Here is a 15396-nt window from a genome sequence, read left to right as displayed (position 1 = left end):
CCTGGCCGAACCATTGTCGACGGCGGACGGGAGCGCAACACCACCCGAACAGGCGAACGGCCCCGGCGATCATCCGCCGGGGCCGTTTTCACCGCGTACTAAAGCCGGTTTGAAGCCTCGGTCAGGACCGTGCGGAGGATCTGCTCGATCTCGATGAACTGCTCCTCGCCCGCGATCAGCGGCGGCGCCAGCTGGATCACCGGGTCGCCGCGGTCGTCGGCGCGGCAGTACAGGCCGGCCTCGAACAGGGCCGACGAGAGGAAGCCGCGCAGCAGGCGCTCCGACTCCTCCTCGTTGAAGGTTTCCTTGGTGGCCTTGTCCTTCACCAGCTCGATGCCGAAGAAGTAGCCGTCGCCGCGCACGTCGCCGACGATCGGCAGGTCGCTCAGCCGGTCGAGGTAGGAACGGAACAGGTCGCTGTTGTCGCGTACGTGGCCGTTGAGGTTTTCGCGTTCCATGATGTCGAGGTTGGCCAGGGCCACCGCCGAGCCGACCGGGTGGCCGCCGTAGGTGATGCCGTGCGCGAACCAGTTGGTGCCGTGCAGGAACGGCTCGGCCAGGCGCTCCGAGGCGATCATCGCGCCGAGCGGAACGTAACCGCTGGTCAGGCCCTTGGCCACGGTGATGATGTCGGGGGTGTAGCCGTAGCGCTGGCCGCCGAAGTATTCGCCGAGCCGGCCGAAGCCGCTGATCACGTCGTCGGAGACCATGAGCACGTCGTACTTGTCGCAGATCTCGCGGACCCGCTGGAAGTAGCCGGGCGGCGGCGGGAAGCAGCCGCCGGCGTTCTGCACCGGCTCGAGGAAGACCGCGGCGACCGTGTCGGGGCCCTCGAACTCGATGGCCTCGGCGATGCGGTCGGCGGCCCAGATGCCGAACTCCTCGAGCGACTGGCTCTGGTCGGGCCGCCGGTAGAAGTTGGTGTTCGGCACCCGGAAGGTGGACGGCACGAGCGGCTCGAAGTCCTGCTTGAGCGCCGGGATGCCGGTGATCGACAGGGCGCCCATCGAGGTGCCGTGGTAGGCGATCGAGCGGGACAGCACCTTGGTCTTCAGCGGCTTGCCGGTGTGCTTGAAGTAGGAGCGGGCCAGCTTCCACGCCGACTCGACCGCCTCCGAACCGCCGGTGGTGAAGAAGACCCGGTTCAGGTCGCCCGGGGTGAGGTCGGCCAGCCGGTCGGCGAGCTCGACCGCCTTCGGGTGCGCGTACGACCAGATCGGGAAATAGGCCAGCTCGCCGGCCTGCTTGGCGGCCGCCTCGGCCAGCTCCTGCCGGCCGTGGCCGGTCTGCACGACGAACAGGGCGGACAGGCCGTCGAGGTATTTGCGGCCAGTGCTGTCCCAGATGTAGCAGCCGTCGCCACGCACGATCATCGGGATGTCGTTCTTCTGGTACGACGACAGCCGGGTGAAGTGCATCCAGAGGTGGTCGCGGGCGGCGCCGGACAGCTTCTCGTAGTCCGGGGACTGAAGGTCGCTCAAGGTGTAACTCCTCAGAGGGTGCTGAAAGCTTGTTCGAGCAGGGTGAGCCCGCGGTCGAGCTCGTCGTCGTCGATCACCAGCGGGGGCAGCAGCCGGATCACGTTGCCGTAGGTGCCGCAGGTCAGCAGCAGCAACCCGGACTCGTGGGCGGCCTTCGCGACGGCGGCGGTGGCAGCCGCGTCGGGGTCGGTGGTGCCGGGGACGACCAGCTCGACGGCCAGCATCGCGCCGCGACCCCGGATCTCGCCGATCAACGGGTGCTTGGCGGCCAGGGCCTCGAGGCGGGGCCGGGCCACCGACTCGATGTGCCGGGCCGCGCCGGCCAGGTCGAGCTCGCGCATCGTCTCGATGGTGGCGAGGGCGGCCGCGCAGGCGATCGGGTTGCCGCCGTAGGTGCCGCCGAGCCCACCCGGGTGCACCGCGTCCATGATCTCGGCGCGGCCGGTCACGGCGGCGAGCGGCAGCCCGCCGGCGATGCCCTTGGCCGTGGTGATCAGGTCGGGCTCGATGCCCTCGTCCTCGCTGGCGAACCATGATCCGGTCCGGCAGAAGCCGGTTTGGATCTCGTCGGCGATGAACACCGCGCCGGCCTGCTTGGTCCAGGCCGCGATCGCCGGCAGGAACCCGGCGGCGGGCACGATGAAACCGCCCTCGCCCTGGATCGGCTCGATCAGCACGGCCGCGACGTTGCTCGCGCCGACGTGCTTCTCGATCTGCCCGATGGCGTACGCCGCGGCCTCCGCACCGCTGCGACCGCCGTCGCGGAACGGGTAGGACATCGGCACCCGGTAGATCTCCGGGGCAAAAGGTCCGAAGCCTTGTTTGTACGGCATGACCTTCGCGGTCAGCGCCATTGTCAGGTTGGTGCGGCCGTGGTAAGCGTGGTCGAACACCACGATCGCCTGCCGGCCGGTGGCGTGCCGCGCGATCTTCACGGCATTTTCCACCGCTTCGGCGCCGGAGTTGAACAGCGCCGACCGCTTCTCGAAGTCACCGGGCGTGAGCGCACCCAGCTCCTCGCAGACCGCCACGTACTGCTCGTAGGGCGCGATCATGAAGCAGGTGTGGGTGAACCGCTCGACCTGTTCCTTGACCGCCGCGACGACCTTGGGCGAGCTGTTGCCGACGCTCGTCACCGCGATGCCGGCCGCGAAGTCGATCCACTCGCGGCCGTCCACATCGGTCATCGTGCCGCCGCCCGCGCTGCTCACGTAGGCCGGGATCATGCTGCTCACCCCGCGCGCCACGACCGCGCTCCGGCGCCGCTGCAGTTCGTCGGACGACGGCTGTGTTGTATTCACGGCGGGTGCTCAACTCCTTCAAGCTTTGAGCCCCGATCATTTCACCGATTCCGTCGTTTGCAAGACCCAGGACAACTATTTCCGCGCCAACACGTCAGTTACGCTGCGGCCGTGATCCCCTTCTACGTAGCCGGCCGACCGGCCACCGGTTCCGAGCCGCTCACGGTCCGTCACCCCTACGACACGTCCGTGGTCGGTGAGACCTCGTACGCCACGGCGGAACAGGTCGAAGAGGCGGTTGCCGCCGCTTTTGCCGCAGCCGGACCGGCCGCCGCCCTGTCCGCCGCCGACCGGGCCGGCGCGCTCGACGAGATCAGCGCCCGCATCAAGCGCCGTGCCGAGGAATTCGCCCAGCTGATCACCGCCGAGAACGGCAAGCCGCTGAAGTGGGCGCGCGCCGAGGTCGCCCGGGCGGTGAGCACGTTCCGGTGGGCGGCCGAGGAGGCGCGGCGCTTCTCCGGCGAGCTGCAGCGCCTGGACACCGACCCGGCCGCGGCCGGCCGGATCGCGCTGGTCCGCCGCTTCCCGCGCGGCCCGGTGCTGGGCATCGCGCCGTTCAACTTCCCGCTGAACCTGGTCGCCCACAAGGTCGCGCCGGCCCTGGCGGTGGGCGCCCCGATCGTCCTGAAGCCGGCCCCGGCAACCCCGCTGACCGCGTTGCTGCTGGGCGAGATCATGTCCCAGCTGGATCTGCCGGCCGGCCTGTTCTCGGTCCTGCCGGTGCCGAACGACCGCGCGGCGGCCCTCGTCGCCGACCCGCGCCTGCCGGTCGTCTCGTTCACCGGCTCCGGCCCGGTGGGCGCGCAGATCCGCGCCGCGGTCCCGCACAAGCACGTCACGCTGGAGCTGGGCGGCAACGCCGCGGCCCTGATCGCCCAGGACTGGACCGACCTCGACCACGCCGCCCAGCGGATCGCCACGTTCTCGAACTACCAGGCCGGCCAGAGCTGCATCGCCGTCCAGCGGGTCTTCGTCCACCGCGACCACGCCGAAGCCTTCACCCCGAAACTGGTCGCCGCGGTCGAGGCGCTGCGCTCCGGCGACCCACGCGACGAGGCGACCGACGTCGGCCCGGTGGTCGACTCGCGCGCCGCCGACCGCATCGAGGAGTGGATCGCCGAGGCCGTGACCAAGGGCGGCCGCGTCCTGACCGGCGGCACCCGCTCCGGAACCACGATCTCCCCCACCGTCCTGACCGACGTCCCACCGGACGCGAAGGTCTGCGCCGAGGAGATCTTCGGCCCGGTCCTGGTCCTGACCGTGGTCGACGACGACGAGGCCGGCCTGACCGCCATCGACGACTCGGCCTACGGCCTGCAGGCCGGCATCTTCACCCGCCACCTGGACCTGGCCTTCGAGTCCCACCGCCGCCTGCACGTCGGCGGCGTCATCATCGGCGACGTCCCGACCTTCCGCGCCGACCAGATGCCGTACGGCGGCGTGAAGGGCAGCGGCTCCGGCCGCGAGGGCATAGCCAGCGCCATGGACGACTACACCGAGCCCCGCGTCCTGGTCCTGACCGGCCTGGCCCTGTAACGGGCAAGCAAATGAGGCGAGGGCCCGCGCGGCCCTCGCCTCATTCAGCTGGTCGATCAGCTCTTGTTGGCCTTGCGGGAGCGGATGTTGGAGGCGATCGCGATCAGTACGCCGACGCCGAAGATCAGGGTGCCCATCACGTTGACCTGCGGGGGCAGGCCGACGCGGGTGGAGCCCCAGATCCAGAGCGGGAACGTGACCTCGCTGCCGGCGGTGAAGTTGGTGACCACGAAGTCGTCGATCGACAGCGCGAACGCCAGCAGCAGGCCGGAGAAGACGGCCGGCAGGATGATCGGGAACGTCACCTTCCAGAACGTGACCCAGGCGGAGGCGCCCAGGTCGGCGGCGGCCTCCTCGATGGAGCGGTCCAGGGTGATGACGCGGGCCCGAACGATGATCGCGACGAAGGACAGCGAGAACATCACGTGCGCGATCGTGATCGTCACGGCGCCCAGGCCGAGGCCGGCCGACACGAAGAAGCTGAGCAGGGACGCGCCCATGATCAGCTCGGGCGACGAGATGGTGCTGAACATGATCAGGTTCAGCGTGCCGGAGCCGTGGAAGCGGTAGCGGCCGAGGGCGTACCCGATGCCGGTGCCCAGCGCCGCGGCGAGCACGCTGGAGATGACCGCGATGACCAGTGAGGTCCACAGGGCGTTGGTCAGCTCGCCGATCTCGAAGAGCTTCGCCGGGTGGTACCACTTGAAGGTGAAGCCCTCCCACGACTGGTTGTAACGGCCCTTGGTGTCGTTGAAGCCGAACGCGATCATCACCACGATCGGGATGATCAGCCAGATGATCACCAGCCAGGTGTAGATGAAGAGCACCGACTGGCCACCGAGGCGGCGGCGGGGCGGCTTCGCCACGTGCGCGGCCTCCGGCGAAGACGAGGCGGGTGGGGAAAGGGTCGGAGCGCTCATCGGGCCGCCACCTTCATCACGTCCTCCGTGCCCAGTGCCCGCGCGTAGATGAAGATGCCGATCAGCAGCACCGCCATCAGGATGAACGAGAGCGCCGCAGCCGCCGGATAATCGGTGTTGACCAGGTACTTCGCCTGGATCACCTGGCCGATCATGGTGGTCGACGAGCTGCCCAGCACTTCCGAGTTGACGTAGTCCGAGCTGGCCGGCACGAACGACATCAGCACGCCGGCGAACACGCCGGGCAGGGCGAGCGGGAGCACCACCTTGCGGAAGGTGAGGGTCGGGTTCGCGTACAGGTCACGCGACGCCTCCACCACCCGCGGGTCGATCCGCTCGAGGGCCACGTAGATCGGCAGCACCATGAACGGCAGGAAGTTGTAGACCAGCCCGCCGATGACCGCGGTCGGGGTGCCGAGAATGTGGTACGAGTCGGCTAACAGACCGAGGTCTTTCAGCGGTCTCAGCACCGGCCCCTCGTCCGTCAGGATCTGCCGCCACGAGATCGTCCGCAGCACGAACGACACGAAGAACGGCAGAAGAAGAAGGAAGAGGTACGTGGGTTTGCGCTTGCCGCCGTAGAACGCGATCCAGTAGGCGACCGGGAACGCCAGGATGATCATGGCGATGGTGGCGATCGCGCCGTAGATCAGCGACCGCACGAGCTGGGTGTGGTAACCCTCGATCGCGTCGGTGTAGTTCTGCCAGTGGAACGTGAAGCGGTAGCCGTTGACGACGTCACCCTGTTGCAGCGACAGCGACAGCATCGCGATCATCGGGATGGCGAAGAACAGCAGCAGCCACAACCCGCCCGGCAGGACGAGGAGGTACGGCGCGAGCTGACGTTTGACTCGTTGCATGTATCAGCCCAGCACGATCGGTTCGAAGGCCTTCTGGTACTCCTGCTGCTCCGCCGCCGTCGCGAAGTCGACGTAGTAGTGCAGCTTGTCGTACGTCGCCTGGGACGGGAAGACCAGCTCGGAACTCGCGATGTCGAGCATCGAGGCCTTGTCGTCGCCGGTCAGCTTGGCCGCGTCGGTCTTGATCTGGGCCTGCGCGGTCGGCACCGGGCTGACGTAGTTGATGTACTCGGCCAGCGTCGCCGCCACGTCCACCTGGTAGAAGAAGTCCATCAGGGTGATCGCGTCGATCGGGGCCTTCGCGGTGATCGGGATCGCCATGTTGTCGGTCCAGATCGTGCCGCCCTCGGCGGGGATGATGAACTCGAATTTGCTGCCCTCGGAGACGTTCTTCTGGAAGATGTCACCGGACCAGGCCTGGGTGATCCAGACCTCGCCCTTGCCGAGCGCGTCGACGTAGCTCTGGTCGTAGTACTTGCGGACGATGCCCGCCTTCTGCTGCTCCTTGAGGTGGTCGGCCGCCTTCTTCCAGTCGTCGGCGGTCGACTTGGCCGGGTCGATGCCCAGCGCCAGGAGGCCGAAGTTGCCCAGCTCCTGGGTGTCGGAGAACATGCCGACCTTGCCCTTGAACGCCGGGTCCCACAGATCCGCCAGCTTGGTGATCTTGCGACCGCCGAGCTTCGACGGGTCGTACGCGATGCCGGTCATGCCGGACGCCCACGGAATGCTGTAGACGTTGCCCGGGTCGAAGGCTTCCTTGGCGTACGCCGGGCCGGCGTTCTTCGCGAAGTTCGGCAGCTTCGAGTGGTCCAGCGGGGCGAGGAAGCCGGAGTCGCGGAACTGGGTGAACTGGTACGAGTTGGTGATGACCATCAGGTCGTACCCGATCGACTGCCCGGCGGCCAGCTGCGGCTGCACCTTGGCGAACCAGGGGCCCATCTCCTGGATGACTTCCTGGTAGTTCACCGTGATGCCGGTGTCGGCCGTGAACTTCTTGAGCTCCGGCTTCTTCGGGTCCATGTACAGCGGCCAGTTGGCGAAGTCGACCTTGCCGGTCTTGGCCTTGCCGGCCCAGAACTTCGCCACCGCGTCCGGCGCCGCCGACGGGCCTGCCTTGGTGCCCTGGCCCTGCACACCGCAGGCGGCCAGGAACGCGCCCATGCCCGCGAGACCGGAGAGGCGAAGCGCGTCGCGGCGGCCGAAGCGGCTCTGCGTCATGCCGCGAAGAACGGACGGGTCAATATTTGAGGCAGCCATTTTCAGACTCCGATCATGTACGAATGCTGGGGGGCCCAGGTCAGGAAGACTCGATCGCCGCGGTCCGCAAGGTCCTCGGCGTTCGAAGCATTTTGATCGAAGACGGTGAACTCGGCGCCGGCCGCCGTCGCCACGGTGTAGTTCGTCGAGGTGCCGTGGTAGACGACCTCGTTGACGAGGCCGGAGAGCACGCTTCCCCCGGTTGCGCTCACCGGCGGCACCCCGCGGTGCATGTCGATCTTCTCCGGGCGGACCGAGACCTCGATCTTGTCGCCCGGGCGCACCGCGCTGCCGACCGGCACCACGACCCGGTCCTGCGCGGTGTAGCTGACCACCGCCAGGCCGTTCTCGCAGCGGTCCACGTGCCCTTCGACGAGGTTCGAGGTGCCGATGAAGCCGGCCACGAAACGGGTCGCCGGCCGCTCGTAGATGTCCCGCGGCGAGCCGAGCTGCTCGATCACGCCGGCGTTCATGACCGCGATCCGGTCGCTCATGGTGAGCGCCTCGCCCTGGTCGTGGGTGACGTAGACGAAGGTGATGCCGACCTCGCGCTGGATCCGCTTGAGCTCGATCTGCATCTGCTGGCGCAGCTTGAGGTCGAGCGCGCCGAGCGGTTCGTCGAGCAGCAGCGCCCGCGGGTGGTTGACCAGGGCCCGGGCCAGCGCGACGCGCTGCTGCTGGCCGCCGGACATCTCCTTGGGCTGGCGCTTCTCCATGCCGGTCAGCGACACGATCTCGAGCATCTCGCCGACGCGCCGCTTGATCTCGGACTTCGACACCTTCTTGCGCTCGAGCCCGAACGCCACGTTCTGGTACGTGTTGAGGTGCGGGAACAGGGCGTACGACTGGAACACCATGTTGACGTCGCGCTTGTTCGGCACGACCCCGGTGACGTCCTGGCCGTCGAGGTAGACCTTGCCGCCGGACGGCTCCTCGAACCCGGCGATCATGCGCATGGTGGTGGTCTTGCCGCAGCCGGAGGGCCCGAGCAGCGAGAAGAACTCACCCTGCGCGATCGCCAGGTCCATCCGCTTGACCGCGGGGACCGACTCGCCGTGCGACAGGTAGTTCTTGTGGACTCCGGCGAACCTGATGGCCGGTTGTCCGGTGGCCGCCACGCCCGGTGGCTGGCCAGTGACGGCGGCGTGCTGGGGGGTGGTCATGTCTACCTCTTTGCGCGGGGGGACGAACGAAGGGGCTTCAGCCCAGGTAACTCATCACGTGCTTGATCCGGGTGTACTCCTCGAACCCGTACATCGATAGGTCCTTGCCGTACCCGGAGTGACCGTAACCGCCGTGCGGCATTTCCGACACGAACGGCAGGTGCGTATTGATCCACACAGCGCCGAAGTCGAGGCGCCGGGAGACCCGCATCGCGACGCCGTGGTTCTGCGTCCAGACACTGGCGGACAGGCCGAAGCGAACGTCGTTGGCCCAGCGCACCGCCTTTTCCTCGGTGTCGAATTCCTGCACGGTGATGACCGGGCCGAAAACCTCGTCCTGGATCATCTCGTCGTTCTGTTTCAGCCCTGCTACGACCGTAGGTTCAAGGAAATAACCCCGGTCGCCGATCCGCTTGCCGCCGGCCACGATCTCGGCGTGTTCCGGCGCCCGGGACAGGAAGCCCTGCACCCGGGACAGCTGGCCGGCGTTGTTGACCGGGCCGAAGAAGGCCTCGGTGTCGGCCGGCGCCCCGACCCGGGTGTTGCGGGCCGCTGCCGCCAGTGCCGCGGTGAACTCGGCCGCGATGTTCGCGTGCACCAGCACCCGGGTCGCGGCCGTGCAGTCCTGCCCGGCGTTGAAGTAGCCGGCGCCGGCGATCGCCTCCGCGGTCGCCGCAATGTCGACGTCGTCGAAGACGATCACCGGCGCCTTGCCGCCCAGCTCGAGGTGGGCCTTTTTCAGGTCGGCCGCCGCCGCCACGGCGACCTCCATCCCGGCCCGCGTGGAGCCGGTGATCGAGACGAGCTGCGGCGCCGGGTGAGCGACAACGGCACGGCCGGTGTCGCGGTCGCCGCAGACCACGTTGAGAACGCCGGCCGGCAGGAACTCGGCGGCGATCTCGGCGAGCAGCAGCGTGCTCACCGGGGTGGTGTCGGAAGGCTTGAGCACCACCGAGTTGCCGGCCGCGATGGCCGGCGCGAACTTCCAGACGGCCATCACCATCGGGTAGTTCCACGGGGTGATCTGCGCGCACACGCCGATCGGCTCGCGCCGGACGTACGACGTGTGGTCGCGCAGATATTCGCCCGCGCTCTTGCCCTCGAGGATCCGCGCCGCGCCCGCGAAGAAACGCAGCTCGTCGAGCATCGGCCCGATCTCCTCGCGCCGGGTGGCCTCGACCGGCTTGCCGGTGTTGCGGCACTCGGCGTCGACGATCTCGCCGGTGCGCGCCTCGACCGCGTCGGCGATCCGCAGGAGCGCCCGCTGGCGTTCGGCCGGGGTGGAGTCGCGCCAGGCCTCGAAGCCCGCCTCGGCCGAGGTCATCGCCGCGTCGACGTCGTGAGCCGAGGAGATCGGCGCCAGAGCGTAGGCCTCCCCGGTGCTCGGGTCGACGACCTCGGACGTCGCCCCGTCCACGGTGCCGGTGTAACCGCCACCGACGAAGTTCCGCAGCTCGGGCAGGGCGTTGCTCACGTAGTAGACCTCCTGGTTGAGGGCTTGTGACAGCCCCCACAGATCGACGTGAGGGACCTTGTCACATGCGAACGGCTCTAGACAAGGGAATCCGAAGTAATTTCCAAAACTGAAACGGAATCAGGCGTAGAGCGCCCCTCGCAGCTACGCAATCCGGTGTCAGCCCACGTAATAGCGGTCCGCGACCTCGAGTGCCTCGTCGAGGATAGACAGGCCTTCACGTACCTCTTCGGCGGTCGCCGTGCAGGGCGGAACCACGTGCACCCGGTTGAAGTGCGTGAACGGCCAGAGATTGCGTTCCTTGCAGGCCGCGGCAAGCTCGTTCATCGGCCCGGCGGCCGCGCCCGAGGCATTGAACGGAACCAACGGCTCCTTGGTCGCGCGGTCGCGCACCAGCTCGATGGCCCAGAACACGCCGAGCCCGCGCACCTCGCCGATGCTCGGGTGCTTCTCCGCGAGCGCAGCCAGGCCGGGGGCGATCACGTCGTCGCCCAGCGCGCGGGCGTGCTCGATGATCCCCTCCTCCTTGAAGATCTCGATGGAGGCGACTGCCGAGGCGGTGGCGAGCGGGTGGCCGGAGTAGGTGAGGCCACCCGGGAACGGCCGCTCGGCGAAGGTGGCGGCGATCTCGTCGGAGATGATCACGCCGCCCAGCGGCAGGTAGCCGGAGTTGACGCCCTTGGCGAAGGTGATCAGGTCGGGCGTGACGCCCCAGCGGTCGACCGCGAACCACTCGCCGCAGCGCCCGAAGCCGGCCATCACCTCGTCGGCGATGAACACGATGCCGAACTCGTCGCAGATCGCGCGCACGCCGGCCAGGTAGCCGGGCGGCGGCACCAGGATGCCGTTGGTGCCGACCACCGTCTCGATCAGCAGGGCCGCGATGGTGCCGGGCCCCTCGAACGCGATGGTGTCCCGCAGGTGCTGCAGCGCACGCTGCGACTCCTGCTCCGGGCTTTCGCTGAAAAATGGCGACCGGTACGGGTACGGGCCCCAGAAGTGCACGACACCGACCGCGGCCGGCTCGTTCGCCCAACGGCGCGGGTCGCCGGTCGCGGTGATCGCGGCCGCGGTCGACCCGTGGTAGCTGCGGTAGGTGGACAGCACCTTGTGCCGGCCGGTGTGGCCGCGGGCGAGCCGGATCGCGTTCTCGGTGGCCTCGGCGCCGCCGTTGGTGAAGAACACCTTGTTCAGCGACCCGGGCGCCAGCTCGGCGATCAGCCGGGCCGCCTCGCCGCGCTTGTCGTTGGCGAAGGCCGGCTGGATCGTGCACAGCTTGGCCGCCTGCTCCTGGATGGCCGCGACGAGCCGGGGGTGCTGGTGCCCGATGTTGATGTTCACGAGCTGGGACGAGAAGTCGAGGTAGCGCTTGCCGTCGTAGTCCCAGAAGTAGGAGCCGGAGGCCCCGGCGATCGGCAGCGGATTGATCAGGCTCTGAGCCGACCAGGAGTGGAAGACATGGGCGCGGTCGTCAGCCCGTACGTTCGCTTCGGTGGAGGTCATTGCTTTGCCTTTATCGAGTCTGCGGAAAGCCAAGGTCGACAGACGACGTGCCCGGGTCGGGCCAGCGCGACGTAACGACCTTCGTACGGGTGAAGAAGTGGATGCCGTCCGGGCCGTACATATGGGTGTCGCCGAAGAGCGACGCCTTCCAGCCGCCGAACGAGTAGTAGGCCACCGGCACCGGGATCGGCACGTTCACGCCGACCATGCCCGCGTTCACGTCGAACTGGAACTGCCGGGCCGCGCCGCCGTCGCGAGTGAAGATGGCGGTGCCGTTGCCGTACTCGTTGTCGTTGACCAGGGCCAGCGCCTCGGCATAGGTGCCGACGCGCACCACGCCCAGCACCGGCCCGAAGATTTCGTCTGTATATACGGACATATCCGGCTTGACGTTGTCGAGCAGCGTGACGCCGAGGAAGTAGCCCTCAGCCGGCAAGTCCGAGGAGCGGCCGTCGGCCACCACGGTCGCCCCGGCACCCTCGCCTGCGGAGATGTAGCTCGCCACCTTCTCCTTGTGCGCCGCGCTGATCAGCGGGCCCATCTCCGAGTTCGGGTCGGTGCCCGCGCCGATCTTCAGCTTCGGCAGCCGGGCGGCGATCGCCTCGACGAGAGGGTCGGCGATCTCGCCCACCGCGACCACGACCGAGACCGCCATGCACCGCTCGCCGGCCGAGCCGTAGGCGGCGCTCACCGCGGCGTCGGCGGCCGCGTCCAGCTCGGCGTCCGGCAGCACGACCATGTGGTTCTTGGCGCCGCCGAGGGCCTGCACCCGCTTGCCGTGCGCGGTGCCGGTCTCGTAGATGTACTTCGCGACCGGGGTCGACCCGACGAAGCTGACCGCCGCGATGTCCGGGTGGGTGAGGATCGCGTTGACCGCCTCGACGTCGCCGTTGATGACGGTGAAGACGCCCTCGGGCAGGCCGGCCTCTTTCCACAGCTGGGCCAGGAACAGCGCCGACGACGGGTCCTTCTCGCTGGGCTTGAGCACGAAGGCGTTGCCGGCCGCGATCGCCGTCGTGCACATCCACAGCGGCACCATGGCCGGGAAGTTGAACGGCGTGATGCCGGCGACGACGCCGAGCGGCTGGCGGATCGAGTACACGTCCACGCCGGTCGAGGCCTGCTCCGAGTAGGAGCCCTTCATCAGGTGCGGGATGCCGGTGGCGAACTCGGCGTTCTCCAGGCCGCGGGCGACCTCGCCGGCCGCGTCGGACAGCACCTTGCCGTGCTCGCTGGTGATGACGGCGGCCAGCTCGCCGGACTTCGCGGCCAGCAATTCACGAAAGGCGAACAGCACCGCGGACCGCTTCGACAGCGAGGCGGAGCGCCAGGCGACGCCGGCCTCCTTCGCGACCGCGACGGCGGCGCTGACCTCGGCCGCCGAGGCCAGGTCGACCTCGCCGGTCTGCTCGCCGGTGGCGGGGTTGAAGACGGGGCCGACCCGGCCCGAGGTGCCGGCGTGCTCTGCGCCGCCGATCCAGTGCGCGATACGAATCATGAGGCCGAGATTACGTACCAGCTCTAGACCGAACAATGCTAAATACGTACTGTCACAAAATGCCTTCCCCTACCGGCATCGAGGCCGTCCGATCCCACCTCACCGATCTGACCGCCCGAGGGCTGGCCGAGGCGGTGGGCCGGGCCGTCGGCGACGGCGCGCTGGCCCCGGGCGCCAAGCTCCCCCCGGTGCGTGCGGTCGCGGCCGAGCTGCACCTCTCCCCCACCACGGTCAGCGCCGCCTGGCAACTGCTGCGCCGCTCCGGCACCATCCAGACCGACGGCCGCCGGGGCACGATCGTCGCCGCGTCACGCACCGCCGGCCCCGGGCGTTATCGGGCAGCGTTGAGCCGGCGCTCCGGTTTCACGCTCGACCTCTCCACCGGCGTACCGGATCCGCTTCTTCTGCCGCCTTTGCCGGCGTTGGCCGGCCTCTCGCCCGCCCCGACCAGTTACCTGGACGAGCCCGTCCTCCCATCCTTGGCCGAGATCCTGCGGGACAGCTGGCCGTTCCCTCCGGAACGGCTGGCAATCTTCGACGGCGCGATGGACGCGATAGATCAGATTGCCTCGGGTTTGTTACGGCTGGGTGATCGCGCGATCGTGGAAAATCCGTGCTTCCCACCGCTGCTCGACCTCCTCGAAACCCTGGGCGTGGAGCCGATCGGCGTCGACACCGACGACGAAGGCATGCTCCCGGGCTTGCTCGGCGAGGCGCTTGCCAAGCGCCCCGCCGCCATCTTTCTGCAGCCCAGAGCCCTGAACCCGACCGGTGCGTCGTGGTCCGGCAAGCGGGTCCGCGATCTGGCCGCGGTGCTTGCGCTTCATCCGCAGATGTACGCGGTGGAAGACGACTCAGCCGCAGACGTGTCGTCCCGCCCACTCGAGTCCCTCGGATCGCACCTGCCGAGACAAACGGTCCACGTGCGGAGCTTCAGCAAGTCCCACGGCCCCGACCTGCGCCTGGCCGCCGTCGGCGGCCCGTCCGCGGTGCTGGATCCGATCCTCGAACGCCGCCTCCTCGGCCAGGGCTGGACCAGCCGCCTGCTGCAACATCTCCTGCTGACCCTGCTGACCGACCCGGCCTCGATCGCCGCAGTCGGCCGCGCCCGCACGGAGTACGCCCGCCGGCGCGCCCTGATCGTGGCGGGATTGCACGAAGCCGGCATCGACCTCCCACCCGGCGACGGCCTGAACATCTGGCTCCCGGTGGCTGACGAGCAGTCCGCCCTGATCACCCTGGCCAGCTCCGGCATAGCCGCGGCGGCGGGTTCGGCCTTCCTCCCGTCGGGCGGCCCACCCCACCTGCGCCTGACGGTCGGCCTGATCACCACCGACCACGCCGCGGTGGCCGCCCGGCTGGCCGCGGCCGCGCGTTCTCCCGCTTTGTCCGTGCCACGTTGACAGACGACAACTGGTCACCCGACAATGGAAGGGTGACTTTCCACCACATCGCCCCTTGGACCGAAGAGGAATACCTCGCCCTCGGCGAAACCACCAGCCTGGTCGAGTTGGTCCGCGGCGCCCTATGGGTGAGCCCGTCCCCCAGCAGCGTCATCCACCAGACGGTGCTCCACCGGGTCGTCAAGGCCCTGGAGCCCGGCGCCAACGACGCCGGCCTCGACGCCGCCGGCCAGATCAACGTGCGCCTGGCCCACGACACCATCACCAACCCGGACTTCGTCATCGCCACCCGAACCAACCGGTTCGCCGAGGTGACGCCCGCCGCCGACGTCCACCTGATCGGCGAGGTCACCACACCCGACTCGGTCCTGGCAGACCGTTCTTTCAAGCCCCACCTGTACGCCGCCGCCGGCATCGAGTGGTACCTGCTGATCGAACCCAACTTCCGCGACCTCTCCACGACACTCCGCCTGCACCGCCTGGCAGGCGACCACTACGTGAAGCACGCGGCCGCAAAGCAGGGCCAGACCTTGAAGGCCGACGCCCCGTTCCTCTTCGAACTACAAACCACCGGCCTGACCGCCCGGTCGCCAAGCGCCTAGCTGACACCCGGCTACCGCGCCGAACACCCACGCTCCGCTCGACGATCAACCCAGTCCCGGCCGGCCATGACCTGCTCGGACATTCAGAACCGCGCGACGATCAACGACCGGCAAGCACTGCCGCGACCACCACAACCGCCGGCGCCACCATGCCCTTCCAGGCCGGCCAACCTGCATAGGCGCGGGCGCCATCGCCGGTCAGTCCAGCCCACCGGCGCAGACCAACGCCACCCTGCACGACTGCTAGTGGCGGCCAAACGTCGGGGAAACCGTCGCCGGCTGCGGACGCCAGGCCGCAAACCCCAGGCCGCAAACCCCAGGCCGCAAACCCCAGGCCGCAAACCCCAGGCCGCAAACCCCAGGCCGCAAACCCCAGGCCGCAAACCCCAGGCCGCAAA

The 15396-nt window shown here is 68.7% G+C and carries 12 protein-coding genes; 3 read left to right on the top strand and 9 right to left on the bottom strand.

All coding sequences use genetic code 11. From position 1 onward, the window contains the following. Nucleotides 1–98: 98 nt before the first annotated feature. Both AB0E90_RS36250 and gabT read right to left on the bottom strand, forming a co-directional pair. Nucleotides 99–1481 (bottom strand): aspartate aminotransferase family protein, encoded by a 1383-nt coding sequence (locus AB0E90_RS36250; protein WP_360416035.1) that lies wholly within the window; start codon nt 1479–1481, stop codon nt 99–101. An 11-nt stretch (nt 1482–1492) separates the two neighbouring features. Next, nucleotides 1493–2782: a 4-aminobutyrate--2-oxoglutarate transaminase gene (gene gabT, locus AB0E90_RS36245; RefSeq protein ID WP_360416033.1), complete on the bottom strand. Its 1290-nt coding sequence runs from the start codon at nt 2780–2782 to the stop codon at nt 1493–1495. A 111-nt stretch (nt 2783–2893) separates the two neighbouring features. Between gabT and AB0E90_RS36240 the strand changes: the two genes are divergently transcribed. After that, complete coding sequence (locus tag AB0E90_RS36240) at nt 2894–4318, top strand: aldehyde dehydrogenase family protein (RefSeq protein ID WP_360416031.1); 1425 nt, start codon at nt 2894–2896, stop codon at nt 4316–4318. 56 nt (nt 4319–4374) lie between these two features. Here AB0E90_RS36240 and AB0E90_RS36235 read toward each other — a convergent pair whose 3' ends face one another. The 7 genes from AB0E90_RS36235 to AB0E90_RS36205 all read right to left on the bottom strand — a co-directional run bounded on the left by AB0E90_RS36235 (nt 4375) and on the right by AB0E90_RS36205 (nt 12993). After that, a complete protein-coding gene (locus tag AB0E90_RS36235) occupies nt 4375–5238 on the bottom strand; it encodes an ABC transporter permease (RefSeq protein WP_360416029.1) in 864 nt (287 codons plus the stop codon). Then, entirely contained in the window at nt 5235–6098 is an 864-nt protein-coding gene (locus AB0E90_RS36230) for an ABC transporter permease (RefSeq protein WP_360416027.1), read from the bottom strand. Before AB0E90_RS36230 ends, AB0E90_RS36235 begins: the two co-directional genes overlap by 4 nt. 3 nt (nt 6099–6101) lie before the next feature. After that, nucleotides 6102–7316, bottom strand: a complete 1215-nt coding sequence (locus AB0E90_RS36225) for a spermidine/putrescine ABC transporter substrate-binding protein (protein ID WP_360416025.1) — start codon at nt 7314–7316, stop codon at nt 6102–6104. Between the two features lie 41 nt (nt 7317–7357). Then, a complete protein-coding gene (locus AB0E90_RS36220) occupies nt 7358–8518 on the bottom strand; it encodes an ABC transporter ATP-binding protein (protein WP_360416023.1) in 1161 nt (386 codons plus the stop codon). 37 nt (nt 8519–8555) lie between these two features. Next, nucleotides 8556–9992: a gamma-aminobutyraldehyde dehydrogenase gene (locus AB0E90_RS36215; RefSeq protein ID WP_360416021.1), complete on the bottom strand. Its 1437-nt coding sequence runs from the start codon at nt 9990–9992 to the stop codon at nt 8556–8558. A 159-nt stretch (nt 9993–10151) separates the two neighbouring features. Continuing rightward, a complete protein-coding gene (locus AB0E90_RS36210; RefSeq protein WP_360416019.1) occupies nt 10152–11495 on the bottom strand; it encodes an aspartate aminotransferase family protein in 1344 nt (447 codons plus the stop codon). 10 nt (nt 11496–11505) lie between these two features. After that, complete coding sequence (locus AB0E90_RS36205; RefSeq protein ID WP_360416017.1) at nt 11506–12993, bottom strand: CoA-acylating methylmalonate-semialdehyde dehydrogenase; 1488 nt, start codon at nt 12991–12993, stop codon at nt 11506–11508. Between the two features lie 59 nt (nt 12994–13052). Between AB0E90_RS36205 and AB0E90_RS36200 the strand changes: the two genes are divergently transcribed. Together AB0E90_RS36200 and AB0E90_RS36195 are read left to right on the top strand one after the other, a co-directional pair. Next, on the top strand, nt 13053–14396 hold the full coding sequence (locus tag AB0E90_RS36200) for an aminotransferase class I/II-fold pyridoxal phosphate-dependent enzyme (protein WP_360416015.1): 1344 nt from the start codon (nt 13053–13055) through the stop codon (nt 14394–14396). A 32-nt stretch (nt 14397–14428) separates the two neighbouring features. Further along, nucleotides 14429–14998 carry a Uma2 family endonuclease gene (locus AB0E90_RS36195; RefSeq protein WP_360416013.1) on the top strand — a complete coding sequence of 190 codons (570 nt, stop codon included), beginning with the start codon at nt 14429–14431 and terminating at the stop codon, nt 14996–14998. Nucleotides 14999–15396 lie beyond the last annotated feature (398 nt).

It is taken from the genome of Actinoplanes sp. NPDC026619, from assembly GCF_040638295.1.
Classification (GTDB): Bacteria; Actinomycetota; Actinomycetes; order Mycobacteriales; family Micromonosporaceae; genus Actinoplanes.
This window is presented reverse-complemented; position numbering and strand designations above follow the sequence as displayed.